We start from the raw sequence: 23,773 nt of genomic DNA, 5'->3' as shown, positions 1-23,773 counted from the left end.
ATAGGCACCACATGCATCCAAAAGGCGGCATGGACGGTCAGGTGCGTGACCGTGAGCATGAGATGATCAAAAACCGGATCATTCTGATCATCATCGCATGGTCATCTTTCGCTATCCTCGATGCTTCCTCCGGATTGATCATCGGTTTCGGCGTCTATTTCATTGTGAGCATCGCTGTAGCAATTGCCTATCGCATGCACCCCAAGCCGTCGAGTTTAAGGCGTTTTCTAGGGCTTTGCATAGATTTTGGAGCGGCAGCTTTCCTCTTCCAGATCGGCGGAGAAAGCTTTGCCGCTGTTTATCCGGCATTATTGTGGGTCATCCTCGGCAACGGCTTCCGTTTTGGCGTCAACTGGCTGTATCTGGCATCGGCGATGGCGGCTATCGCATTTGGATGGACCATCTATTCGGTCGATTATTGGCGCAACAGCCCGTCGCTCTCGATCGGATTGCTGGTCGCCCTTATAGTGATACCGGCATATTGCTCGACGCTGATCACCAAAATCTCTCAAGCCAAGGAAGAAGCCGAAGCAGCGAATAAAGCCAAAAGCCTGTTTCTCGCCAGCGTCAGCCATGAATTGCGTACGCCATTGAACGCGATCATCGGCTACGGCACCCATTTGCTTGACATGAAGCTGCCGGAAAAACAGCATCAGATGGTCGCTACCAGCGTGTCAGCGGGCCGTCATTTGCTGCACCTGATAAATCAGCTTCTCAACTTTGCGCATTCGGAATCTCGCGATGAACTGCCTGAACCAAAACCATTTTCTCTTGTCGATGTGCTTTCCGAGGTTCGCGATATCATGCAGATCGCGGCCGACGAGAAAAATCTCAAGATCATTCTTCAAGCGGAACCAAGCAGCGACCAGATCATCTCAGGACAACTCGGCTATATTCGTAATATTCTCATCAACCTGACGAGCAATGCTGTGAAATTTACGGAAGCCGGATCGATCACATTGAGATGCGGATTCAATTCGACAAAAGACCAAGGACAGATGTGGGTTTCGGTAACCGATACCGGCCCCGGCATTCCAGTGGATGCGCAACGGAAGATCTTTGATGTTTTTCAGCAAGCGAATGATACGATTGCCAACGAATTCGGCGGAACCGGTCTGGGCCTAGCGATATGTCAAAAACTGGCCAATCAGATGAATGGGGAAATTTCTGTGGACAGCGAGCTCGGCTCGGGCAGTAAATTTACTTTGTCCTTTCCTACAGAAGTTTTGGAGACTCCAGAAACCCGCCTGGATCAGGATTGCGTCCGGATTCTATCGCTGACGCGAGACCTCGACGCACCGGTCATCTGTAACGATGACAATCAACCGATTAAAATCGACCATATCCAATGTCATGAATCCGACGATATCGGAGAAATTCTCGGTCGCCGTAATCTTGAGTTATACGATATCGCGTTGCTGGATGAAGCCATCGCAAGCGAACATGACGACCAGTCCCCCTTATGGTCCGCATTCCGGGATGCCAAGCTTCCGCCCGTCTTGTTTGCCGAAGACAAAAAGAAAAATCTGAAGGACCTTCAATTGCGTGCGGCGTTCGCGACATTGCTGCCGCCGGGTTCGGACTTTAGCGCGATCCGCAGTGCCGTTCAGATTGGTTGCTCATTCGTCGGTTCGACCGCACGGCAACAGCCCGAGTCAAACGACAATGCCCGAACGCCGGACATTGCGCCGGTTCGAGTGCTCGTCGCGGATGACAATCGCACTAACCAGATGGTGCTTGAAACGATTTTGGCCAATGCCGGTCACGAAGTTACCGTGGTTGAAGACGGAGAGAAAGCTCTCGAGGAGCTCGAAAAAGGAACTTTTGAGATTGTTTTCCTGGACGTGAACATGCCCATCATGGGTGGTATCGAGTGCTGTCGGCTATGGCGCCAGATCGAGGGACCGCGGAAACATATCCCGATCATCGGTTTGACAGCCGATTCTACCGAGGAAACCGAGAAAAAATGCCTTGATGCCGGCATGGATCTGAGGATGACGAAGCCAATTGAGGCGGGCGAATTGATCGAAGTCATCGCTTCGCAGACGGCCAACAGAGCCACCACACCGGCGGACGAAATCGACACCGACCCGATGGGCGTGGTCAGCAATTTCGACAGTAAGTTGCGGCGGCCGGAGCCTCCGGCAGTCGATCCGACACAGCTGGATTATCTTCTATCGATCGGCGATGAGGCTTTTGTGCAATCTATCATCGAAGCCTATCTGGAGGATACCAGCGAGATTCTGGTCGCCTTCCGCAAATCGGTGGATGATGAATCTGTTGATGATTTCCGCTTCCACGCCCATGCGTTCAAGAGCGGTGCTTCGAATGTCGGTGCGAGTTACCTGGTCGAGACATGTTCAAAGCTCGAGGTTATCACCGAGCGAGAGTTCATGGAGAGACGGCATGAATATCTGACGAAAATTGAACGGCAAGTCACCGATATTCGCGCCTATCTCGAAACCAAATCGGCGAGCAGCAACGACAATGCGCCGACCGAAAAGACTGCGCAAATCTAACGGATCGTCAAACGGCCCGAAGTGACCGCAAAATGCGCCGGTCTTGCGCCGATGCTAATCGTTCCATCTTGCGGACATCCGCTTCTTCCAGATAGAGCGCGGTCTCAGCCCATGTATCGGTGATTTCCAGCAACTCTTCGAGGCTCACCGGATTGGCAATTTTCCGCGCACGATACACCGCCCGTTCTGCGTGGAAGCGTTTGCGGTTTTCCTTGGTATATTCGACGATGGCGGCTTCGCCCATCCCATCCTCTGCCAATATGTCAACGACACCCATGTCATATAACTCGGAAGCCGAATATAATTTTCCTTCGAGAATGAACCGCTCGGTTTCCTTGCGGCTGAGGCGCTGACGCAGGAAGCTGTACGCGCCCATCCCGGGGAAAAGATTAAACAATATTTCCGGCAGTCCCAGTCGTGCGCTTTTTTCAGCTACCAATATATCGAAAGCAAGCGCATGTTCGAAACCGCCGCCTAGGGCATCACCCTGCACCAGAGCCATCGTGATGATCGGTGCACCAAATGCGGTGCTATTCTCATATTGCATGTGGACGCATGTACGGGCGTATTTCTTCAACGCTCCCAGGTCACGACGCCGGATGCAATCGGCAAAATGCTTTAAATCCCCGCCAAGATTGTAGATTCCGGGCGTGTGTGAAGCGGCAACGAAATAGCGCAACGGATCCACAGCCTTTGACCCGTTTATTGCATAAGTGGAATGAATCCAGTCCTGAACCTGCTGGATCTCGTCACCGAGTTCATATGTATAGCTGGGACGTGATTTCTGGTTCATATAGCACCAGAATATTTCGTCGGAACGATCGAACCGCAGATCGATTTCGCGAAACTGTTTTGAGAAAATATCAGGTTCCGAAATGGGCGATGCGTGAACTAACATATCATTCGCCTCTACCGTCAAATTCCGATCCAACTCGTTGGCAGCGCGACTGCGAAAGTCCATATTATACTCCATATCTGGCACGATGTTCGACGATACTCAGCCTAACAAATCTATATGCCTTATATGTAAAATTTTATGACATGCCCCATTTCAATGCAAGTAAAACCGAGAAGATGGGGTAACATGCTTAATTGACTCCAAAATTTTCTTATCTTTGAGTCATTTGAGTGATATTATTTCTCCCAAAATGGTTAATATCCTGCAAGAGAAGGCGAGAAATCACCTTGCTTCCCTGTAATTTTGATTGTGATTTCCGGTGTTTGCGCTTGCCGACCAGCGAGTATTTTCAACCCGCGTCAGACTCCGCGCCGGCCGACTGATTGACCAATCCGCGGAATGCACGGACCGCAGACCGGTTGCCTTTTGTGACTTCGAAAACATCCTCGGCAATCGGCATCGCAACGCCATATTTCTTGGCCAGAGCTATCACTGTCGGCGCACTTTTCACACCCTCTGCGACCATGTGCATTTCGTCGATGATTTCATCAATATGGCGGCCTTTGCCCAGCTCGACACCGACATGACGGTTGCGGCTCAGCGGGCTCGTGCAGGTGGCTATCATATCGCCCATGCCGGTGAGCCCCGAAAATGTTTCGGGCTTCCCACCCATGGCAACGCCCAGACGCGTGATTTCGGCAAGCCCTCTGGTGATCAATGCCGACCGCGTATTGTCGCCGGCACCCAGACCATCCCCCATGCCAACAGCGATGGCGATGATATTCTTGAGCACGCCGCCCAATTCGCACCCCAGCAGATCGGTATTGGTGTAAACGCGAAACAGGCCCGAGTGGAACAGCTGCTGCAATTGTTTCACGATAATCTCGTCTTCCATGGAGATCACGCTGGCGGCCGCTTGCCCGGCCATGATTTCGCGGGCCAGATTGGGACCCGTCAATACCCCGACCGGATGGCCCGGCAGAACCTCTTCGATAACCTCGGTCATCCGCTTGCTGGTGGCCAGCTCCAAACCCTTGGTAAGGCTGATAACCGGAACCCATGGCCGGAGATATTGCTTGGCTTCTTCCAGTACACTGCGAAAATTATTGGAGGGTATCCCCATGACCAGGACATCTGCGCCTGACACGGCCTCCCCGATTTCCGACGTTGCGGTCAAAGCAGGGGGCAATTTTATATCGGGCAGATATTTGCTGTTGCAATGATTATTGTTGATATCGCTGACGGTTTCAGAATCCCGCGCCCAGATTTTTATCGGCGCATTGCGCGAAACCAGAGACGCAACCGTGGTTCCCCATGAGCCACCGCCGAGCAATCCAACTTTCAATTCCATAAACACCCTCCATCGGCGACTCCTCTAGCGGAAGCCCATCCTGTCCAAACTGAAGGGAATTTCAGTATTTTGCAAGGAACTCGAGATGACGCTTGGCGGTCCCCTTGGGGTTTTCGATCATCGGGATATGGCCGACTTCCTCAAACACCACTGATTCTGCATTGGGGATGCCGTCTTCCAGCACGTCGACACAACTGACATCGATCAGCTGGTCATGGCGACCCCAGATGATAAGGGTCGGCGCCTTTACCTGATCGAGCTGGTCATTCAGGGCCTTGCCCGTACCATCCTCTACCAAAGTCCAGAAAATCTTGTCGAGCAGCTCGCGATGTACGGCAAAATCCTCGTAGAAAATCTTGCGGAATTGCCCGGGGACTTTCATCGGCTTGTGTGCGACGAACGCGAGCATCCGCTTCACGTCGTCAGGACTGTGAATTTCGAGCGGATTTTTCCCGGCCTGGGCCTCGATCTGAAGCTTGCTTTCATTGGCTCCGACAACGCCCGCATTGTTGAACAAGGTCATCGACAGCAAGCGTTCGGGATAATCCAGCGCGAAGCGCAGCGAGACAAAACCGCCCATGCTGTTGCCGCCGATATGGCATTTATCTATCCCCATGGCGTCCAGAAATTCGCGCACGCGGGCTGCTTGTGTCGCCATGTCATAATCACGATCTACTTCCCGGATATTCTCTCCGAATCCCGGCAAGTCCGGAGCAATCAGGCGGTATTTTCCAACGATTTCCGGCGCGTATATCGCCCAATTATCCTTGTCGCCGCCGAATCCGTGAAGCAGTACCAATGGCTCGCCGTCCGATGGCCCACCTTCGAGATATGGCCAGATCATATCGCCCGCTTTGATCGACTTTGCCGTCAGCTTGCCTTTTCGCCGCAAAGTGTTGCGCAGGAAACCGTATAAAGTTCGCGGGAACAGCACATATAGCGCGATCAGCGACACCATCAAGATGCCCAAAATGGTCAGGAAAATTTCGACTGCTTCCAAGTTACGTTCCTCTCGCCGCCAGTTGTTTGTCCAACCAGTCGGTCATGTCGTTCAATATTGTGTCTTTTTCCGGTTCATTGAAAATCTCGTGAAACAATTCCGGATAGATTTTGAGCTGTTTCTCGCTTGAGGATATATGACGATCCAGAAATTCCGAACCTTCGACCGCAGCCAGGCTGTCCTTCCCACCGTGAAGCAAAAGCATCGGCAGCGAAATCTGTCCGGCATTTTCCTGCACGGTGTTCATATTGGCCAACATTTCAGCAGCCAGTCTTGCACCCATTTTGCCATTGTAGACGAGTGGGTCCGCGAGATAGTCTGCAACGACTTTCGGGTCGCGACTGACCCCGTTCGGATCGAGTTCGAGTACCCCGAGCTTCGGAAAGAAGCGGGACAGAAAGCCGCCGATAGCCTTGAGAACCGCGGATGGTTCTTCGGCCGCCTTTATTGCCGGACCGGAAAGCACACAGGCAGCGAACTTGGTTTGCTCGGTAAGCAGATAGGTCGCGCTGATCAATCCGCCCATGCTATGTCCGACCAGCATGACGGGTAGATCGGAGAAATCCTGCGTGGCTTGAGCGAGCAGACGATCAACACCGTCACGAAAAACCGAAAAGCCTGGCACGAACCCGGGCGTGCCGTCCGATTTTCCATGCCCCCAATGATCCATGGCAAAGACTGCATAGCCCCTGCCTACACAATGTTCGGCAAAATACTGATAGCGCCCGGCATGTTCGGCATAGCCGTGAACGAGCAGGATTATCGCTTTCGGCTTATCGTCGGGCAGCCATTTCTGCCAATATAATTTCGCCCCGCCCGCCCTGGAACCGGTCGCCAGCGTCAGCGTCCCGTCTTCGTGTTTCAAGCGATATTCCTTTTCATCACCAATTCATGGTCGTGCGTCAGCTCATTTTCATATTCGAACAAGATGCGGTCCAGAGTCTGGCTGATCTTGGTCTGAGTGCGAACCATCTCTATTTTCGGCCAAGTCGTGCGCTCGCCAAGCTGGATCAATTCGGCAATGTCCTCAACGGGCAAATTGCTCAAAATCTTGGAAGGTCCCCAGAACATCGTCGGACGAATGATATTTATGTCGCCGGTATAATCCTGGTTGATCACCGACAGCGCCATATTCGCCATGCTATTCAGGCGCGGAAAATAGGACAAGGGTTTCTGCATCATTTCAACATTTGCGTTGAGCCATGCTTTCATGGTGGCCGTCGTTGCATTGCGGATGGACGACAGTGGATTGCGTGTCTGGCTGAAATCAGTGGAAAACGGTGTAATCAGCGGATTGGCCTGACTGACAATATGGTGATTCACGCCATAGAGCCGCGCAAGTCGTTTGACTGGCAGATCGTGGGTAACCGAACCGTCAACCCATTTGCGATTGGGCAGATAGGGCACCCGTTCTCCGCGATGATCTTTGGCCGCCAATGTGACGGGTGGATAGATGCCCGGCACTGCGCAGGAAGCCAGAACCGCTTCGCGAATATAGACATTCGGCGATGCAATTGCGTTTAGCAGCCGGGAAGTCTGATGCTTTTCCGCCGGCGCAATCGAAACGTTGAGATGCCGACCGGTCAGCTCATAGGCCTCCTGAAACGTCAGATCGGGGAGCAAGTCTGTCAGACGCTGGCGTATTTCGTCCGCGCGCATACGACTGGGACCGCCCAGAAATCCGCCCTGTCCTTCATCTTCGTGATCCGTACCCAGAGTTAGGTTTTCCGGTTTGAAAAATGGCGGTATTTCCTTGTCAACATGGGTGCTGATCAAGGCGCCAACGACCGATCCACCGCTGGAACCGGACATAATATCGGGTAGCAACCCTTCTTCCCACAGTGCTTTTGCGACTCCGACATGAAAATAGAGATAGGCACCTGAACCGCTCATCAGAAACGCTGACCGTCCGTAGCAATGCTGCGCCCGCCGAAAGAAATCGAGCTTTTCCTCGAATGGAATATCTGTAACCTTCTCGCTCGCCAGATATTCCAGCGAGTTGGCGATCGCGTCCACATAATCCTGGATAAGCTGTTTGGTGCCAAATTTGGCTTTCTGGTGAAGCCGGGCATGACCCATGCCATCCATATTCCCGTGAATGCCTTCATTCAGCGCGTAGAGAAGCCCAGCATTGTCCTGCGACTTCCATAGCTTGGAGAGGCGTTTCAGCCGGCGGCGAATGGACTTATGATCAAAATGCTTACTTTCGTCAGACGACTTCCATATGTCGACTCCGGTTGATTTGTCGTGCGCTTTCGCGGCTTTTGACCATTCGGAATAGCTCTTGGCCTGGGCCATGGCCTTTTCCATTTTCAAAGTCGTGTTGAGGATCATCTTCGGTTCACTCTTTCACCAAAATTACGCATGGTAGCGCTCACCGCCCGGGAATCGGGCGACGTACGATCTATCCGCTCCTTATTTCACTTTCGGCTTGCCTCCACCGATCGCCTTCGATGCAACGGTTCTAGGTTTTTTGGCAACCCGCCGATACATCGCCGAACCTTCTTTGGGGGATACCGGCCGTTTGGGTGCCACCGCCGCTTTCTTGGTCCGACGTGCAACAGCATTTGGCTTGGCATCCCGCAGTTCGTTAAATGCTCTTTGCAGGCATTCGCGGAAAAACTCAACATCGGGCATCATTTTGCGGTCGGATATGATGCTGAAGGAGATTGTTCCGTTATAGCTTGGCGTGGCGATGAACAGGCCCATTCCGTGCGCCAGAGGGGCCAGTCCATATTGATGGGTTAGCTTTGCACCGTTCATATATAGCTGAATCTGGGGTCCGGGAACGTTGGAAACCATCAAATTGCTCATTTTCGGTGCGAAACGTTCGTCGGTCATGATCCGCGCCACACCCGCCATGGTCACACCAGGAATATGCTTGGTCAGATCGGTCATGATCCGCGCGCTAAGCCCGGACTTTGCCGCCTTGGTTTCACGCGTGGTGTCCCTGATGGCTTCAAGCCGCTCCAACGGGTCAGCAATATTCGACCAGATTTTTATTGTCATTGCCGATATATTGTTGCCGGGATTGGCTTCATCCCCCGAACGGCTGCGCGCGTTGACCGGCGCCACCGCCACAAGCGATTCCTTCGGAAGCTCCTTATGCTTGGTCAGATAATGGCGTAGCGCGCCGCTGCAGATCGCAAGCACCACATCATTTATCGTCGCATCACTTACTTTGAGACGCATTTTCTTCAGCTCGTCGAGATCAAAAGTGACCGCATCGAACATTTTATGCGGCGTAACGGGGCCGTTGAATCTGGTTTCTGGAACGCCGGACTCCGTCTTCTCGCCGCCACCTGTGAGATTTTTTTGAGCGTTTGAAAGCAGTGCGGGCGCAAATTTCAGCAATGCCTGAGCCAATTTTACTGGTGACGTCACCGTGCTATTGACCGCACGGCTCAATATTTCGGCAGCTGTCGGCAGCTCATTTGCCGCCACTTTGCCTTCTGGCAAAGGTATCGCAGGCGTGCCTTTGCTGTCCTTGTCCGAGATGGCGGCAAAGAAATGAGCGCCGGACACGCCATCAATGGTCGAGTGATGAATCCGCGTCAAAATCGCATAGCTGCCCTTGGCATAGCCTGGAATATTGTCGAGCCCCTCGAGCACATACATATCCCACAATGGCCGGGTCATATCCAGCGGCTTGCTATGATGGCGCGCAACGTGAATGCAGAATTGGCGCCAGTCGCCAGGCTCGGGCAGCCGGCTGTGCGAGATATGGGCTTCGAGATCAAAATGCTCGTCCTGAACCCAATAGGGATGGTCGATATCCATCGGCAGACGGTATAGTTTTCGTTTGAACATCGGCGAGATGTCCATCCGCTTGCGCATATGCTCGATAATATCCTTGAACCTTACCTTCCCGCCCGGAGCGGTGGACGGATCATAGATATAGACGGCCATCACGTGGGTGAGATTGGTGGCAGACTGAATATAGAGAAACTGGGCGTCCTGTGCACTCAACTGGCTTATATTGCTCTGCTCGGTCATCAATCATGTCCTTTCGACAGCGCGATCATTCAAATATCTTGTCGGCTAGCACAAGCAGTTCGAGCCTGGACTTTTCCATACGCCGGGACAGCGCTCTGAATTTGCGCAGTAATGCTTTCCGTTCGGCGATCGTGTCCGTGGTGGTTTCGCCGGTCAGCCCTAGTCCTGCGGCCATTCTGAAGCCGTTTTCAAACAGGATTTTTCCGATCGAGGCCTCGCTGGTGATCCGGCGGAGCAGATAGGCCTGCCGACCTTCTTTCAACGCCGTTTCCACACAGCTTTTCTTGTCGATCACATCGCCAGGCTCTAGCCGCGACAATATATCCAGAACGATAGTATAGGCTTCCACGAACGGCAGGAAAACGGCATGGCCAATCAATGGCTGGAAACGGTTGGTCAGGCTGGCCAGCTTGACGCCGCCCTCCTCAAGCTTCGCCTGCCAATCCGGATCGGCCCGCTGCAGTTCGGCTTTCAGGTTTTCGCGATATTGCTGTTTCTCGGGGTAGAAAAATTCAAATTTGAACAGGTCGCGAAGACGGTCGGTCTCTTCCCAGAATACTTCCGCCGCGTTGCGGTCATTGACCTCGCGCGCCTTCAGCACCGACAATTCGATAATCGCCTTGTCGAGAAAATGATGGATGATGGTGTTGCGATAATAGCTGGCGATCGGGTGCTGGTCCGGTTCGATCGCGTAAACCAGAGTCGACCCTTTGTCGTAGCGGACGAGCAGTCCGTTATTGACCAGGGTTTCTATAACACGCTGAACGCCCTCCAGATTCTGGTCGGTCAGGTCTTCGCTCAAGCGGATGTCACGTTCCCGGGCCCAGCCGACCAGAAAGTTGATCACCGCGCGCAGCTCATCTTCTGTCATCGCGCGGGGGGCGGTGCCGAGCAGGCAGAGGCACATCAATGAAGTCAGGGTCAGCGGCGTGGCCCGATTGGCCTGCACGGCAACTTCAAAAGCCATTTTCGACAGCGCCAGCCGGTCATTCGGATTGGGCGCCTTTTTGACTACGACCGGCTCGCCGAAATCGACATAGACCTTGCCCATCGGCTCACGCAGGCTGCGCAGATAGCCGATAAACCAGCTCAACGATTCCGGTTTCTTGAGCCGTCCTGTCTGTTCGCTGGCATATTCCTCGACATCCCGGATAAGGTCAAAGCTGGTGACGACGGGGATGATATGGACATTTTCAATATCGTTGCTGTGCGCACTATCCATGACATATTTGAGCAAGCCATAGCGCGGCGGCATCAGCTTGCCGAGCCGCGAGCGTGTGCCTTCAAACGCCCAGGTCATCGGGAAGCGTTTCTCGAGCAGATAGCTGACATAATAGCGCAACACGAGCTTGTAGACCGGGTTGTTCTCGAAACTCCGGCGGATGAAGATGGTACCGGCACGGCGCAACATGAAACCCAGACCAAAAAAATCCAAATTGATGCCACCGAACAGGTGAATGAGCGGCAAGTCGTTCTGATAGGCGAGATCAGTTGCGGTTACGCCATCGATATAGGTTTTGTGGGTAAACAGCAGCAGCGTCGGATGTTCGCGCATCGTCTGGCGCAAACGGGTCAGTTCCTTGCGATCAAAAACCACCTGGTCGTCATAGCCCTGCGACAGCATGAACCGGTCAAGCTTCGCCTTCATGTCAATGAACAAGGGACTGGGCCGGGCGATCAGTTCCTTCATATATTTTGCAGCTTGCTCGTAGAGCGCCACTTCGCTTTGCCCCGTTTCGCCGGAAAGCTTGGTCATCGCGGCCCGAAACCGCGCATCACTGCGCAGGCCGTCTGCGACATGCCGGGGCACCTTATAGCGCCGTCCGCGCAATCCGCGTTCGGCAATATCCAGAACCAGACCGGCCTGCCGGACCACGAAAGCGGCAAATTCGGTAGTGTCGGTCTGGTCGTAATCCTTGCTCAGTTCGGCAAAATTCTGTTCAAGCTCGCCAATCGTCGCGGGCTGCCCGATCAGGCACTGCGCGCGGCGCTTGTTACGCAACAGGATAGACCGGGCGCGAAAAGCCCCCGGATTTCGCGGATCCCCAAAAATGACATGGCGCATTTTGACCGCACGCCTTTTTTCAAAATTCGGGATACGCCATGCGATGCGGACCGGCACCACCAGAGTATCCGGATTTTCTTTCAGCTTTTCCTCGAGACGGCCGAGACGCATTTTTGCGCGTTCATCGGATATCGGCAAGCTGACCCAGTTGAGTTTCTCACCTGACCCGACGTCGGGCATCGAGGTCTGTATCCAGTTGAGCAGGTAGCGGCGTTCGACACCATTGCGCGCGTCGATCACAAATAGCTTGGGACCTTGCGCCAGCAGCGGCCCGGAATTTGCTATTTGCGCTGCTTCGTCCATCCCCACTCCCTGAATTCAGCCTATTCCGCCGCTTCCATTTTTATCGACTTCCCGGTAGCTCGACCAGCTGTCGAGGTAGATCGACTTGCGGTCTGCTTTGCAACGGATTTTTTGCCAGTTGTTTTTTTGGCACCCGCTTTCCGACCGACGGTCTTTTTCCTCTGCCCCGTTTTTTGTGGCGGTGCCTGCTCTTCGCTTAGAAGCGTTTCAAGTGCTTCCTCTTCTTCTGCCTGTCCGAGAGCCTCGAGGAACATACCCCGCACTTCGGCAACATGGTCATTCATAGTCCGGGTGGTCCATTGGCTGGTGTCGACTGCCGGCAGGACATCAACCCTGACCTTGGCCGGCCGCATCAGAAATTCATTTTTCGGAGCGACATCGCCAGCGTTGTGAATGACAATCGGCACAATCGGAACACCGGCTTGGATCGCCATATGAAAAGCCCCCTTTTTGAATGGGCCCAATTTCGGGGACAGTGTACGGGTGCCTTCGGGTGCGATGACGATGGATTTACCATCGATTTTTATCGCGTCGATCAGCGGCGCCATTGCCTTTATCGCGCTTCTAGCGTTGGCACGGTCGATGAATACGGTGCCGGCCAGTTCCATCAGCTTGCCAATAACCGGCGTATCACGGACCTCCTTCTTGGCAACCCCGCCCATATCCTTTCGGATCAATTTGGCGAGGATCATCACATCAGCCTTGCTCTGATGATTGAAGACAAAGATACAGGGCCGGGAAATCCACAGATTTTCCTCGCCGGTCACCTCCAGCTCGCAACCGGTCAGAGCGGTGGCAATATCGCCGAACAGGCCAGTTGAAAAATTCATTGCTTCTCGCTGCGACCCGGTCAGCGCCCAGATCGGCAGCGATGCGATAGCCGAACCAATCAGCGAACCGGTTGCGTAGATAGTCCGGATATAGTCCACCGGCTTGCCCTGCCCACGGCTTTCATATTTTTCCAGCGGCCAGTCATTTTCCCGTGCTACTTCGCGCAATTTGCCATTCGGGTTCAGCGGCCGAGGCTTGCCAACCCGTTCCAGCAATTCGATATCGTCATAGCTGTCGGAGTAGAAATAGCTGTTATCGAGATCCAGTCCATATTCCGCCGCAAGCCCTTCGGCTGCGATCACCTTGCCTTCGCCAAAGCACAAGGGCCGGATGATGTTGCCGGTAAATTCGCCATTCTCAACTTCATATTGCGAGCAAAGCACATGTTCGATGTCCAGATCGCGGGCGGTCGGCTCGATCTGGTAGATCGTGGCGGAGGACACGATGGCAATCGTATGACCCTTGGCACGGTGGGCCTCGATCAGGGCCCGCGCTTCCGGATAGACTTTGCGCGCGATATGTTTTTCGTAAAGCTCTTCGCCAAATTCGAAATAGCTGTCCTCGGTGACGCCTTTCATGAATTTTGCCGCGCCCGACATCAGTCCTGAAAAACCCATGTTGCCGGTGCTATACTGCGCCATCACATTTATCGTTTCGACGACTTCCTCGGCTGTCATTTCCCGCCGTTTGATTTTCTCCCACAACATCGCGGTCGCAGAATAGCCGGCGATAATAGTACCATCAAAATCGAAGAGAGCGGCGATATGCGCGCCTTCCGGAGCGTCCAGAACGTCTTGCAAATGGGATTGATAGTCAGCCGTTTTTGTCTTGGTCATCAAAATGTCCTTCGCCGGGAGTCCATCGTGCCAAAAAACAGCAGCATTTCCCAGCTATTATTGGCGAAAAGTCGATTCACCGCCTAATCGGCTGTGAAAGCTGCTTTATGGTTCAACTGTGACCGAAGAGTGAAGATTCTCCGGTTAAAAGCAGGCGAAGAGGGATGCCAGGCGAATCCCTCTCGGATTGTCCCAACGATTGATCGAAATCGGAGCCCACCAAAATATCCGATCCCCTCTTCTGTAGCCCGAGTTCAATTTTAGCCAGGCTATCCAGAAAGGAACGGACACGTTTTGCATTCACGCCAAGATCACTCACACCGACCCGACTGACAGAACGCATATCGACGACACTGGCCGCGCCGTCTTCGGCCGGCACCACGCGCAAGACGATGTCATCCTGGAAGCGGATATAGGAGACATTGGCGGTAGCTTCGAAATGCCCTGTTTCAGGATCGGCGACAACGACGTCCCACCCCAGTTCACCGGCGGTTTCCTGAGCATCGGCAATGACTTCGGCCACCGGCTTGGCGATGGTGACCGGCTGAAGATCGGGATAGCCCTTGCTGTGGATTGCCCGCCAGTTTTCAATTGTATCTACGCCGGCAAGATTGTCGGCGCGGAGCGAAAGCTCAACAAATTCCGGCGGATTCGCGAGGTCGGTTGAGATGTCGTGGATAGGCGGAACATCTCCGCCTGCCGCTGCGCGAGACCCGAGGAAGCCAATATGGATTAGCGCGAGGAGCAATCCGAAAAGCGCAGCTTTCTTGCTACCGCCGTTTTTGAAAGCGAGAACAAGTGCACTCACGCCCACCAATAATCCGATGACGGCGATCAGCCCTCCGGCCAGAATTCCGGAGAATCCGGTCAGTTTACCAACGATATCATAGCGCGCGAGAGTGACACCGATCAAAGCGACAAGCGGCGCTGCAATGCCAAAAGTCAGCGCTGATTTACCCAGTCGCTTGGTCCAATTACCGTCTGCCATCAAAACCCCTGTCATATTTGCCGCGCAGTCTGCGCCCGCTTTTGTTGCCTGCCTGTTATCCGAGCCGGCGGTCTCACAGGCCGGTTAGGGAAAGTCAACTTTCGCGGCGATGGTCCGCTGGATCACGGTGATCACGCACATCGCCGAATAAATAACCGCGATGGCAGCAAAATATTGGGGCAGCAGGCACATCAGGACAAAGGCGGTGATCGTCTCCGTGCCTTCCGCGAGACCTGTGTTGTAGAAGAAGCTCTTCTTGCCGTGCGCGTCGGTTTCACGGCCCGCTTTGGCTGCCATCACCGCGTAAGCGAGGAAGCTGATACCGGTCAGGGTGAAGCTGGCGATCAGGATCATCGCGTAGGGAAGATTGGCGAAGGCGGCAAAGCCGAAGCCGACAGGCACCGCAACGTAGAAAGCAAAATCGCTGACAATATCGAGATAGCCGCCGAAATCCGATTGTTTCGTCGCGCGGGCAACAGCGCCGTCCAGCCCGTCGAGCACACGGCTCAGCAGCACCAGCACGAGACCCAATAGATAATAATGGTAACCGATGGCGACGCCCGCACCGATGCCGATCACTGCGCCCGCAATTGTGACCTGATTGGCGGTTAAGCCGGATCGCGCCAGCCCCTTGCCGATGGCATTCAGCGGCGGATCAATCAGCGGTCTCATCCGGGAATCAAGCATCTATCTTCCTCACGCAATGGTTATCAGCCCAATCACCGCTCCGGTCATCGCGGTGGCGCAATTGCCGGCGATCCAGCTTTTCATGCCGAGCCCCGCCACTTCGACGCGGCGCGATGGAGCAAGGGTGCCGATTGTCGACACCAGTAATCCTACGCTGGCAAGATTAGCGAACCCGCATAGCGCGTAGACGACAATCAACTGGCTGCGCGGATCGAAGGTGCCCTCCGGCAGCGCTGAAAGGTCGAGATAGGCGACATATTCGTTGAGGATCGTCTTGGTACCCATCAGAGCCCCGGCGGCGGGCGCCTGATCCCAGGGCACACCCAATGTCCACATCACGGGCGCGAAGAGCCAGCCGAAGGCACGTTTGATCGTTATCGCCTGACCATCAACATAGGGCAATATTGTCAATATCTGGTCGACCAAAGCGACCAGCGCGAAGACCACCAGGATGATGCCGATGACCGCGAGAAACACCTGCACGCCTTCCATCGTTCCACGAACAATGGCGTCGATACTGCCGTCATATTTCAATCCCGGCTCATCCTTGTCGCTGGTCTCGGTCTTGCCGTCACCCGGCACCATCAGGCGCGCCAATAATATCGCGGCCGGCAGCGAGATCAGCGATGCGGAGATCATATGGCCGACGGCATTGGGCACGGTAGCAGACAGGGTTGAAGCATAGAGGACCAAGATTGCGCCGGAGATGGTCGACATCGCCAGCACCATCACCATGAACAGTTCCGCCCGGCTCATTTTTTCAAAATAGGCGCGCAAGACCAGCGGCGATTCCACCACGCCGAGAAAGATATTCGCCCCGCCGCTCAGCCCGACCACGCCGCTGACACCCATGGTCTTGCGCAGCGCCCAGGACAGGCCGCGCACAATCCACGCGAGTACGCCCCAGTGCCACAGCAAGGCGGACAGCGCCGAGAAGACGATGACCAGAGGCAAAATCTGGAAAGCAATGATCAGTGGAGGCTGAGCGCCTTCCTTCAAGACAAAGGGCAATTCCGCCCCGCCGGCATAACCGAACATATATGCGGACCCGACCAGCGTCGCTTTTTCAATCGCCATCACGCCCTGATTGGCGAGACCTATGATATCCCAGACAAAGGGCACCCGGACAATCACCAGCGCGATGGTGAACTGCAGCAGCAGCGCGCCGCCGATCCATTTCCAGCTTGGTCGCGCTTGTCGATCTTCGGATAGCAGCCAAACGAACAGAAGGATCAGTGACAGGCCGATCAGGCCCTGCCCTTGCTGCAGGATGCCGATCATCCGCGCATCCAGCTGTGATAGCGCTCGACCCAGCGCAGCAGACCTTCCGGCGCATGGGCCCGTTTCCATTCGCCGGCGGCATATTTATTGGCTTCGGCCATGGTCGGATAGGTGTGGATCGTTCCCAATATCTTATTTAGGCCGAGTTTATATTTCATCGCCAGCACATATTCGGCGAGTAGTTCGCCGGCATGATCGCCAACGATAGTGACGCCTAGGATTTTATCCTTGCCCGGCGGCGTCAGAACTTTGACAAATCCTTGGGTGGCGCTGTCGGCGATCGCCCGGTCCAGTTCGTGCATCTGGTAGGTCGTGACTTCATAGGCAACGCCCTGCGCCTTGGCGTCCTGCTCGTTCAGGCCGACCCGGGCAATTTCGGGATCGATGAATGTGGTCCACGGGATCACCCGATAGTCAGCCTTGAATTTGCGGAACTGGCCGAACAATGCGTTCACCGCAGCAAACCAGGCTTGGTGTGACGCAACGTGAGTGAATTGATAGGGCCCGGCCACATCGCCGGCTGCGAAAATATTCGGATAGAGAGTCGCGAGATAATCATCGGTGACGACCGTTCGGTCGGTTTCGATGCCCAGTTGCTCAAGACCAAATCCACTCAGGCGCGCTCTGCGGCCGACCGCCACCACAAGCGCATCAAAGGCGATGCTCTTTTCTTTGCCATCTGCGGAGAGGATCAGACGCTTCTCGCCGTCCACCAGCTCACAGCGGATCGCATCATGGCCGGTCAAGACTTCGACGCCCGATGTTCGCTGCGCACCAAGCGCCAATTCCGCGACATCATCATCTTCGCGCGCCAGCAGGCGTCCGGAACGCTCTACCTGCACCACCTCTGCACCCAGCCGGGCAAAGGCCTGGCTCAGCTCGCAGCCAATCGGGCCACCGCCGAGTATGATCATGCGCTTGGGTATATCGTCAAGTTTGGCGAATTCTTCCCAGAGCGTGTCGCTCGTTACATAGCCGACGTCGTCGATACCGGGCAGATCGGGCACAAACGGCCGGCCGCCGGTCGCGATGACGATGGAACGCGTGGTGAGCCTCTGTGTCTCGCCATCCTCGCGCTTGATTTCAACAGTCCAGGGATCAACGATCGTGGCATAGCCCTTCACCACATCGACACCGAGATCGGTATAGCGCTCGACGCTGTCATGCGGTGCAATGTCCGCGATAATGCCGTGAATACGCTGCATCACCGCCTTGAAGCTATATTCCGGCTCGACCTTGTTCAGCCCGTAAATGTCACCGTGGCGCATCTGCTCGGCGACCTTGGCGCTCTTGATCAGTGCCTTGCTGGGCACACAGCCATAGTTGAGACAGTCGCCACCCATCTTGCCGGCTTCGACCAGGGTAACTTCGGCTTTGACCGTGGCGGCGATAAGAGACGACACCAGTCCGGCGGCTCCGGCACCAATCACCACCATGTTCCGGTCATATTTTTTTGGCCTGGTCCAGCGCGCGTAGACTTTCCGGCGCTTGATCAGTCCGACGATCCACTTGCCGATCCACGGCGTTATGCCGAGAGCGGCGAAGGACAGCAGCAAGCCGGGCGAGCCGACATCGCTGACTTCATCGATATTGGCGAGCTGGGTTCCTGCATTCACATAGACGACCGTACCCAGCAACATGCCGATCTGGCTGACAATGTAGAAGGTACGCGCCTTGATCGCGGTCAGGCCCATCAACAAGTTGATCAGAAAGAAGGGAAAGATCGGAACCAGCCTGAGAGTGAGAAGATAGAACGGCCCGTCTTTTTCGACGCCATCGTCTATCGCCTTCAACCGGTCACCGAAACGCGCCTTGATCGTGTCGCGGAACAAATAGCGGGACGACAAGAAGGCGATGGTCGCGCCGATCGTCGATGCGAAGGACACTATGATCGTACCGGCTAAAACCCCGAACAGGGCACCAGCCGCCAAGGTGAGAATGAGCGCACCCGGCAGGGATGCCGCTGTCGCCGCGACATAGATCAGGAAGAAAATACCAATGACCAGGAAGGGTGCGGCCTGATATTGCGCGTCAAAGGCAGCTTGCTGCTCCTTCAGATTGGCCAATGTCAGCTGCGAGCCAAGATCGAAATAGAAGAAGCTGGCGATGGCAACGGCGAAAAGGAAAAGTATCAGTATTTTTTTCATGTAAGACTTTCTGCCCGACGGGGCTCCTCTGCAATGGCCAGCTGTATATATATTTCCCTATATGGAGCTTATGACCGCTTTGGAACCTAGCGTAATTTCCGGATCAGGAAGATTTTCTTTTGTAACCTTTTGCCTTGTCTGGCCGATAGCGTTTCTGGAACGGAAGCGCCAAGCTCCACCACAGGGCCGCCGGGCCGTCTGTCTGATATTCCTTCAGGCCTATGACCATATCGTCATGGCCGGCTTCCGGCTGTGGAATATATGTGTCGAATATCCGGTCCCATAAGGCAATGCTGAAACCGTAATTGCTGTCGGTTTCCCCGGGTACGGTCGAGTGATGGACCCGGTGCATGTCGGGCGTGACGAGAAACAGGCGCAGTCTTTTGTCCAGCCAGTCGGGCAATCGCAAATTGCTATGGTTGAACATGGCGCAGAGATTGAGGATCAGCGCGAACACAAACACCGCCAGCAGGCTCGGGCCGAGCAACAGGACCAGCGCCGACTTGTACAGCATCGACAAGATGATCTCGACGGGGTGAAAGCGTATCGCGGTGGTCACGTCAATGTCGCGGTCAGCGTGATGGACCTTGTGCAGAGCCCATAGCAGCGGGATTTTATGGGTAGCGATATGTTGTCCGTAAATCGCCAGATCGAACAAGATCAGCGCCAGGGTGAACTCCAGCCAGGCCGGCCAGTCGGTCCAGTTGAACAGGCCGATATGATGCTGCGCCGCATAGCTGGCGGCGGCGAGCGCGGCGATCGGGCCCACCAAGCGAAGCGCAGCGCTATCCATCAGGATGATCAGGATATTGGTCCGCCAGCGTTTTACACGCGGCAGCGAGCGCTTCCGGCGCGGGAACATAGCCTCGCTCGCCGCCAGAATCGCGAACAGCAGCAGCGACAGAAGCAAGCCATATTGTGCGAGATCGGATGTCATGAGGGGTGGTACAGCTTCGCCTTTCGGGCTTTCCTGATTCAGGGATAGCGGGAAATCCCTCTATAGCAGAGATGTGAGGCACAAAAGCCTATATTCGAATTTCCCCGTTTTTACAGCGGTTTCAGAGCGAAATTACGATCATTCGCTGCCCGTCTCACCGGTGATTTTTTGCTACGCCGCGATATGGGTTGCAGCGCTGCGTCATGATCGCTAGATGCTGCCCCGTCTATGAGGTGCGTTGGCTGAGTGGTCGAAAGCGCCGCACTCGAAATGCGGTATGCCAGCAATGGTATCTAGGGTTCGAATCCCTAACGCACCTCCACAGACACAGCGGGTTTGATCGCCGACGCTGTTCCCGCCAAATGGGAACGAGATCGCCGCCACTTTCCCGAAATCGGTAGTCATCATCATATCAGCGGCACCTGTTCCGCCGCAAAAATATTATTTCGGGTCACACGGGTCACACCCTCTAAAGCGGAAAAACCTGTGGCCGATGAAACGAGCTATTTTGCTATAAAATCAGCCACCTCCCTATTGATAGAGCACGCGCCCGTCGGCCGGATAGCTTTCCAGCGGCGCTCAAGGTTGCACCGGCAAGGCAGAGCATGATGGCGCGGGTTCATGGGATCGTTGTACCAGAAGGGGGAGGTTGTAGGAAAGAGGGGTTGGAGGGTTATCGAACCTTTCATATCGGAAAGAAAGCCGTTTTCTGCGGGTCATCTGAATAACGTGCCCCCGTAAAATTGGCAGAAATTTGTTCCGATGGATGAAATATGCATCTCGCTTCGTTCTCGTTGCACAAACATAAAGGAGGCATTGAAATGAGAACTACATTTTTGACTACAAGCTTCGCGGTTATCGCGATCACCGCCACCCCGCTGGCGGCTCATGTCAGCCAGCAAAGCGAGGTCGACATCCGCGAGGAACCAATTGCCGGTCAATATAACAAGCATTGGTATAATTATCTGGCCGATATTCTGGAAGCCGACAAGGAACTCAAAAGCGATTTGCGCCGGGCGACCGATGCGGAAGACACGCGCGAGGCGTGGGAAGAATATGAAAATTAGCTTGTCGATGCTAACAAGGACTATGTCGAGGAAATGCGGGATCGTAATTTCCGGGTTGGCCGGGTCACAGTCGGCGACTAGTTCGCCTCAACAGAGGACAAGTAAGGCGGGGATCAAACCCCGCCTTTTTTATTTTCCGCAATATCGCCCCGATTAACCCGTCGGATAAAGATCCTTCGATGTTGCATCTATGTTCGGAGAGCTATTTCCAGCCTTTTTCCATTAATTTGCGTTCGCTGTCCGCGTCCTCGGGAGCGTCGGCCATCATGGCCGCGGCGCGAGCGTTGATTTCGCTGCTCGAGGCCTGCCGGTAGCCGCCTGTGGCCTTGCCGGGAATCATGTCCTCCAGCTGCCAATGATCATTGGCCTTGCAGGCAATTCCGGCAAGAGATTCACCGTCAAAGCTCCGGCAAATCTGATTCGACTGGGAGCGGAAGGTCAGACCGATGCGATAACTGCTGTCATCACTCTGGGCGGAGGCTAGCTGCCTTTCCAGAGCATTTTCGAGCGCGCCGCTGGCGATCAGGGCGCCGTCCTGCTGGGCAATGGGACCACCATTCTGGCCAAGCCCGAACTGGCCAACCACAATGCCCAGCGCCAGCGTTGCCGCCATCGCGCCCCATTGCGCGATACCAAAGCCTTGCTGGCTGGCCGTTTTCCGATCCTCGTCGGCTTTTCGCCCGGCAAAGCTGTTATCGACATTGCTATCCATCGAAGCGGTCAGCAGCGCCGTCAACCGATCCGGAACGGGCTCCTGTGCGACCGGATCATAATGGGCCGCCAATCGGCTTCGTAACGCCTGTTCCCGGGCGATGCGTTCAGCCAATATGCCATCCGTCGCCATCGCTTTCTCGATCCGCCTGGCGGTCACCGCATCGCACTCGCCATCGACATAGGCGATGATCTTTTCCTCATCAAATGTCATGCTGCCTCTCCCAGTCCACGTTGCAATGCCTCTCGTCCGCGGACCAGTCGCGAGGTCAAGGTTCCGATCGGTATATCAAGCAGCTCTGCCGCCTCCTTATAGGCAAAACCCTCGACCAGAACGAGTACGATTGCTTCGCGCTGTTCGAGCGGCAAGCGGTCCATTGCGCGATCGACATCGGAGAGTTCCATCCGTTCCTCCATGCGCTGGTGATCGTCGCCCGCAACATTCTGCATCGCGTCTTCATCATTGGCGACATGTTCCCGCCGACCCGCCGCGCGGACCGTATCGATCCAAATATTTCTTGTAATCCTGTACATCCAGCTATCCAGTCTTGTTCCCGTTTGCCATTGGTCACGCTTGTTCAGCGCACGTTCGAGGGCCATCTGACACAGATCATCTGCATCATCGATATTGCGCGTTAGGCTGCGGGTGAAACGCCGCAGTTGCGGGAGCAATTCCAGCAAATCCTGTTCAAATGCCATTCAGCGCGGATATCCTTTATTCATGGTCTATGGATGAAACGATGGAACGGGTTCGTTTAATCCATGAAGACAAAAAAAAGCAAACGGGCAATGGCCTGTGTCGCTTGGAAGGAATGGAAGCATGAAATTGACGCGCAACTGGTGGATCATTGTGATTTTGTTCATGCCGGCCACTGCTTGGGCGCAATTATCGCTGCCCGGCGTCGGCCCAAGCCTGGCTTTCCCCGATCGAACCATAAGCGACGCAGCCAGCACAATGGTCGATCCGGTTACCGGCGCTGTCGAAGGCCACCTGTTGGACCGGCTTAGCAAATCGGAGCTCAACAATCTGCTCAACCGGTTGCGCATTGACCGCATCAACCGTTTCTTGCGTGAGAACCGGGCTCATGTTGAACGGGATCGCAATGGTGATCCTGCGGTCCGCGGGATTTTGGTGGCGACCGACATTTCGGAAACGTCCATCAGCAAGGCTGTGGAAAATGGCTTTACCGTCGTCGAGCGCGGCCGGATCGACGGGCTGGATCTGGCTTTCGTCAAATTTTCAACCCGCAAGAGCGAGAGCCTGAAATCGGAGCAGAAAAAGCTTCAGAAAATTGCGCGCGAGGCCGATATCAGCGGTGACAATATCTATTTCACCAGCGCCACTGCCCCATCCCGCACCGCGGGTGTCCTGCCCGCTGCGTTGCTTGCCGGAGGTGCGGCGAAAGGCGCGACAATCGGTCTGATTGATGGCGGCGTCGCCCGACACAGTATGATAAAAATCCCCGTTGAACAGCGCGGGTTTGCCAAAGGTGCACCCGTATCGAGTTCCCACGGAACCGCAATCGCGTCGCTGATTTCGATGAGCCAGAAAAATAGCAGGAGCGGCCTATTGTCTGCGGATATCTATGGCAGCGATCCAGCAGGTGGTAACGCGACCGCAATAGCGCGCGCGCTCGGCTGGATGGCGTCGCGGAAAATTTCGGTAGTCACCATCAGCCTTGTCGGCCCGGACAATGGCCTGCTCCACCGGGCGATCAGGTCTGCCCAGGGCAAGGGCATGCTGATCGTGGCGGCAGTGGGCAATGACGGGCCAGCGGCACCGCCGCGTTTCCCGGCTGCTTATAAAGGCGTCCTCGGCGTGACAGGAGTGGATCGCCAGCATCGGGCATTGCCCGAAGCAGGAATTGCGACACCGGTCGATTTCGCGGCCCCCGGCGCGGACATCAAAGGCGCCTTTCCGGGTGGCAAAACCGTGCCGTTGCGTGGCACATCCTTCGCTGCCCCAATGGTGGCGGCGCGGCTCGCCGCTCATTATCCGTCTCCCAATATAGCGCTCATCGAAAATGCGGTGATCGCGCTGATCGGCGAAGCCAGAGATCTCGGCAAAAAGGGCGCGGACAAGGTCTATGGCCATGGCCTGATCTGCGAAAACTGCGCTGTCCGCTAAGCTGATAAATATTTTTTGCAAATGACGG

General features: G+C 54.9%; 18 protein-coding genes and 1 tRNA gene. 4 read left to right on the top strand and 15 right to left on the bottom strand.

What is annotated here, in order from left to right; translation table 11 throughout:
* The first annotated feature begins 11 nt into the window (after positions 1–11).
* Positions 12–2,519 carry an ATP-binding protein gene (locus ACWFTY_RS08180; RefSeq protein ID WP_447526772.1) on the top strand — a complete coding sequence of 836 codons (2,508 nt, stop codon included), beginning with the start codon at positions 12–14 and terminating at the stop codon, positions 2,517–2,519.
* 7 nt (positions 2,520–2,526) lie between these two features.
* On the opposite strand, the gene ACWFTY_RS08175 is transcribed toward ACWFTY_RS08180, so the two are convergent.
* The 13 genes from ACWFTY_RS08175 to ACWFTY_RS08115 form a co-directional block, all read right to left on the bottom strand.
* Positions 2,527–3,417, bottom strand: coding sequence for a crotonase/enoyl-CoA hydratase family protein (locus ACWFTY_RS08175; RefSeq protein WP_447526771.1), 891 nt, complete (start codon positions 3,415–3,417; stop codon positions 2,527–2,529).
* A gap of 349 nt (positions 3,418–3,766) precedes the next feature.
* Positions 3,767–4,768: an NAD(P)H-dependent glycerol-3-phosphate dehydrogenase gene (locus ACWFTY_RS08170; RefSeq protein WP_447526770.1), complete on the bottom strand. Its 1,002-nt coding sequence runs from the start codon at positions 4,766–4,768 to the stop codon at positions 3,767–3,769.
* 61 nt (positions 4,769–4,829) lie between these two features.
* Positions 4,830–5,768 (bottom strand): alpha/beta fold hydrolase, encoded by a 939-nt coding sequence (locus ACWFTY_RS08165; protein ID WP_447526769.1) that lies wholly within the window; start codon positions 5,766–5,768, stop codon positions 4,830–4,832.
* 1 nt (position 5,769) lies between these two features.
* The gene (locus ACWFTY_RS08160) at positions 5,770–6,633 is read right to left on the bottom strand and encodes an alpha/beta hydrolase (protein ID WP_447526768.1); all 864 of its coding nucleotides are present in this window, start codon (positions 6,631–6,633) and stop codon (positions 5,770–5,772) included.
* On the bottom strand, positions 6,630–8,078 hold the full coding sequence (locus ACWFTY_RS08155) for a DUF3336 domain-containing protein (RefSeq protein ID WP_447526864.1): 1,449 nt from the start codon (positions 8,076–8,078) through the stop codon (positions 6,630–6,632). The genes ACWFTY_RS08160 and ACWFTY_RS08155 overlap by 4 nt, the downstream gene beginning before the upstream one ends.
* Positions 8,079–8,183: 105 nt before the next feature.
* The gene (locus ACWFTY_RS08150; RefSeq protein WP_447526767.1) at positions 8,184–9,764 is read right to left on the bottom strand and encodes a WS/DGAT/MGAT family O-acyltransferase; all 1,581 of its coding nucleotides are present in this window, start codon (positions 9,762–9,764) and stop codon (positions 8,184–8,186) included.
* A 25-nt stretch (positions 9,765–9,789) separates the two neighbouring features.
* Positions 9,790–12,132 carry a glycerol-3-phosphate 1-O-acyltransferase gene (locus tag ACWFTY_RS08145; RefSeq protein WP_447526766.1) on the bottom strand — a complete coding sequence of 781 codons (2,343 nt, stop codon included), beginning with the start codon at positions 12,130–12,132 and terminating at the stop codon, positions 9,790–9,792.
* 20 nt (positions 12,133–12,152) lie between these two features.
* On the bottom strand, positions 12,153–13,799 hold the full coding sequence (locus ACWFTY_RS08140) for an HAD-IB family hydrolase (protein ID WP_447526765.1): 1,647 nt from the start codon (positions 13,797–13,799) through the stop codon (positions 12,153–12,155).
* 112 nt (positions 13,800–13,911) lie between these two features.
* Complete coding sequence (locus tag ACWFTY_RS08135) at positions 13,912–14,787, bottom strand: DUF1499 domain-containing protein (protein WP_447526764.1); 876 nt, start codon at positions 14,785–14,787, stop codon at positions 13,912–13,914.
* A gap of 84 nt (positions 14,788–14,871) precedes the next feature.
* Positions 14,872–15,459: a CDP-alcohol phosphatidyltransferase family protein gene (locus ACWFTY_RS08130; protein ID WP_447526763.1), complete on the bottom strand. Its 588-nt coding sequence runs from the start codon at positions 15,457–15,459 to the stop codon at positions 14,872–14,874.
* 24 nt (positions 15,460–15,483) lie between these two features.
* On the bottom strand, positions 15,484–16,755 hold the full coding sequence (locus ACWFTY_RS08125; protein ID WP_447526762.1) for a NupC/NupG family nucleoside CNT transporter: 1,272 nt from the start codon (positions 16,753–16,755) through the stop codon (positions 15,484–15,486).
* Positions 16,752–18,902 carry an FAD-dependent oxidoreductase gene (locus tag ACWFTY_RS08120; protein WP_447526761.1) on the bottom strand — a complete coding sequence of 717 codons (2,151 nt, stop codon included), beginning with the start codon at positions 18,900–18,902 and terminating at the stop codon, positions 16,752–16,754. The genes ACWFTY_RS08125 and ACWFTY_RS08120 overlap by 4 nt, the downstream gene beginning before the upstream one ends.
* A gap of 103 nt (positions 18,903–19,005) precedes the next feature.
* Positions 19,006–19,839, bottom strand: coding sequence for a sterol desaturase family protein (locus tag ACWFTY_RS08115; protein WP_447526760.1), 834 nt, complete (start codon positions 19,837–19,839; stop codon positions 19,006–19,008).
* A gap of 232 nt (positions 19,840–20,071) precedes the next feature.
* Here ACWFTY_RS08115 and ACWFTY_RS08110 point away from each other — a divergent pair.
* Together ACWFTY_RS08110 and ACWFTY_RS08105 are read left to right on the top strand one after the other, a co-directional pair.
* Positions 20,072–20,161 (top strand) — tRNA-Ser (locus ACWFTY_RS08110).
* Positions 20,162–20,660: 499 nt separating this feature from the next.
* Positions 20,661–20,906 carry a hypothetical protein gene (locus ACWFTY_RS08105; RefSeq protein ID WP_447526759.1) on the top strand — a complete coding sequence of 82 codons (246 nt, stop codon included), beginning with the start codon at positions 20,661–20,663 and terminating at the stop codon, positions 20,904–20,906.
* 202 nt (positions 20,907–21,108) lie between these two features.
* Here the strand turns inward: ACWFTY_RS08105 and ACWFTY_RS08100 are convergent, their stop codons facing one another.
* Complete coding sequence (locus ACWFTY_RS08100; protein WP_447526758.1) at positions 21,109–21,831, bottom strand: anti-sigma factor family protein; 723 nt, start codon at positions 21,829–21,831, stop codon at positions 21,109–21,111.
* Positions 21,828–22,316 (bottom strand): RNA polymerase sigma factor, encoded by a 489-nt coding sequence (locus ACWFTY_RS08095; RefSeq protein ID WP_447526757.1) that lies wholly within the window; start codon positions 22,314–22,316, stop codon positions 21,828–21,830. The genes ACWFTY_RS08100 and ACWFTY_RS08095 overlap by 4 nt, the downstream gene beginning before the upstream one ends.
* A gap of 121 nt (positions 22,317–22,437) precedes the next feature.
* Between ACWFTY_RS08095 and ACWFTY_RS08090 the strand changes: the two genes are divergently transcribed.
* The gene (locus tag ACWFTY_RS08090; protein ID WP_447526756.1) at positions 22,438–23,745 is read left to right on the top strand and encodes a S8 family serine peptidase; all 1,308 of its coding nucleotides are present in this window, start codon (positions 22,438–22,440) and stop codon (positions 23,743–23,745) included.
* Positions 23,746–23,773: the final 28 nt, after the last annotated feature.

The organism is Parasphingorhabdus sp. NYA22, from assembly GCF_976973735.1.
Note: the sequence above shows the minus strand (reverse complement) of the source record. Positions and strands in the feature narration are given on the sequence as shown.

Coding starts and splice junctions, on each gene's coding strand:
- ACWFTY_RS08145 (WP_447526766.1), bottom strand. CDS start 12,132: ATGGACGAAGCAGCGCAAATAGCAAATTCCGGGCCGCTGCTGGCGCAA.
- ACWFTY_RS08105 (WP_447526759.1), top strand. CDS start 20,661: ATGAGAACTACATTTTTGACTACAAGCTTCGCGGTTATCGCGATCACC.
- ACWFTY_RS08130 (WP_447526763.1), bottom strand. CDS start 15,459: ATGAGACCGCTGATTGATCCGCCGCTGAATGCCATCGGCAAGGGGCTG.
- ACWFTY_RS08175 (WP_447526771.1), bottom strand. CDS start 3,417: ATGTTAGTTCACGCATCGCCCATTTCGGAACCTGATATTTTCTCAAAA.
- ACWFTY_RS08135 (WP_447526764.1), bottom strand. CDS start 14,787: ATGGCAGACGGTAATTGGACCAAGCGACTGGGTAAATCAGCGCTGACT.
- ACWFTY_RS08125 (WP_447526762.1), bottom strand. CDS start 16,755: ATGATCGGCATCCTGCAGCAAGGGCAGGGCCTGATCGGCCTGTCACTG.
- ACWFTY_RS08150 (WP_447526767.1), bottom strand. CDS start 9,764: ATGACCGAGCAGAGCAATATAAGCCAGTTGAGTGCACAGGACGCCCAG.
- ACWFTY_RS08170 (WP_447526770.1), bottom strand. CDS start 4,768: ATGGAATTGAAAGTTGGATTGCTCGGCGGTGGCTCATGGGGAACCACG.
- ACWFTY_RS08100 (WP_447526758.1), bottom strand. CDS start 21,831: ATGACATTTGATGAGGAAAAGATCATCGCCTATGTCGATGGCGAGTGC.
- ACWFTY_RS08155 (WP_447526864.1), bottom strand. CDS start 8,078: ATGGAAAAGGCCATGGCCCAGGCCAAGAGCTATTCCGAATGGTCAAAA.
- ACWFTY_RS08120 (WP_447526761.1), bottom strand. CDS start 18,902: ATGAAAAAAATACTGATACTTTTCCTTTTCGCCGTTGCCATCGCCAGC.
- ACWFTY_RS08115 (WP_447526760.1), bottom strand. CDS start 19,839: ATGACATCCGATCTCGCACAATATGGCTTGCTTCTGTCGCTGCTGCTG.
- ACWFTY_RS08140 (WP_447526765.1), bottom strand. CDS start 13,799: ATGACCAAGACAAAAACGGCTGACTATCAATCCCATTTGCAAGACGTT.
- ACWFTY_RS08095 (WP_447526757.1), bottom strand. CDS start 22,316: ATGGCATTTGAACAGGATTTGCTGGAATTGCTCCCGCAACTGCGGCGT.
- ACWFTY_RS08090 (WP_447526756.1), top strand. CDS start 22,438: ATGAAATTGACGCGCAACTGGTGGATCATTGTGATTTTGTTCATGCCG.
- ACWFTY_RS08180 (WP_447526772.1), top strand. CDS start 12: ATGCATCCAAAAGGCGGCATGGACGGTCAGGTGCGTGACCGTGAGCAT.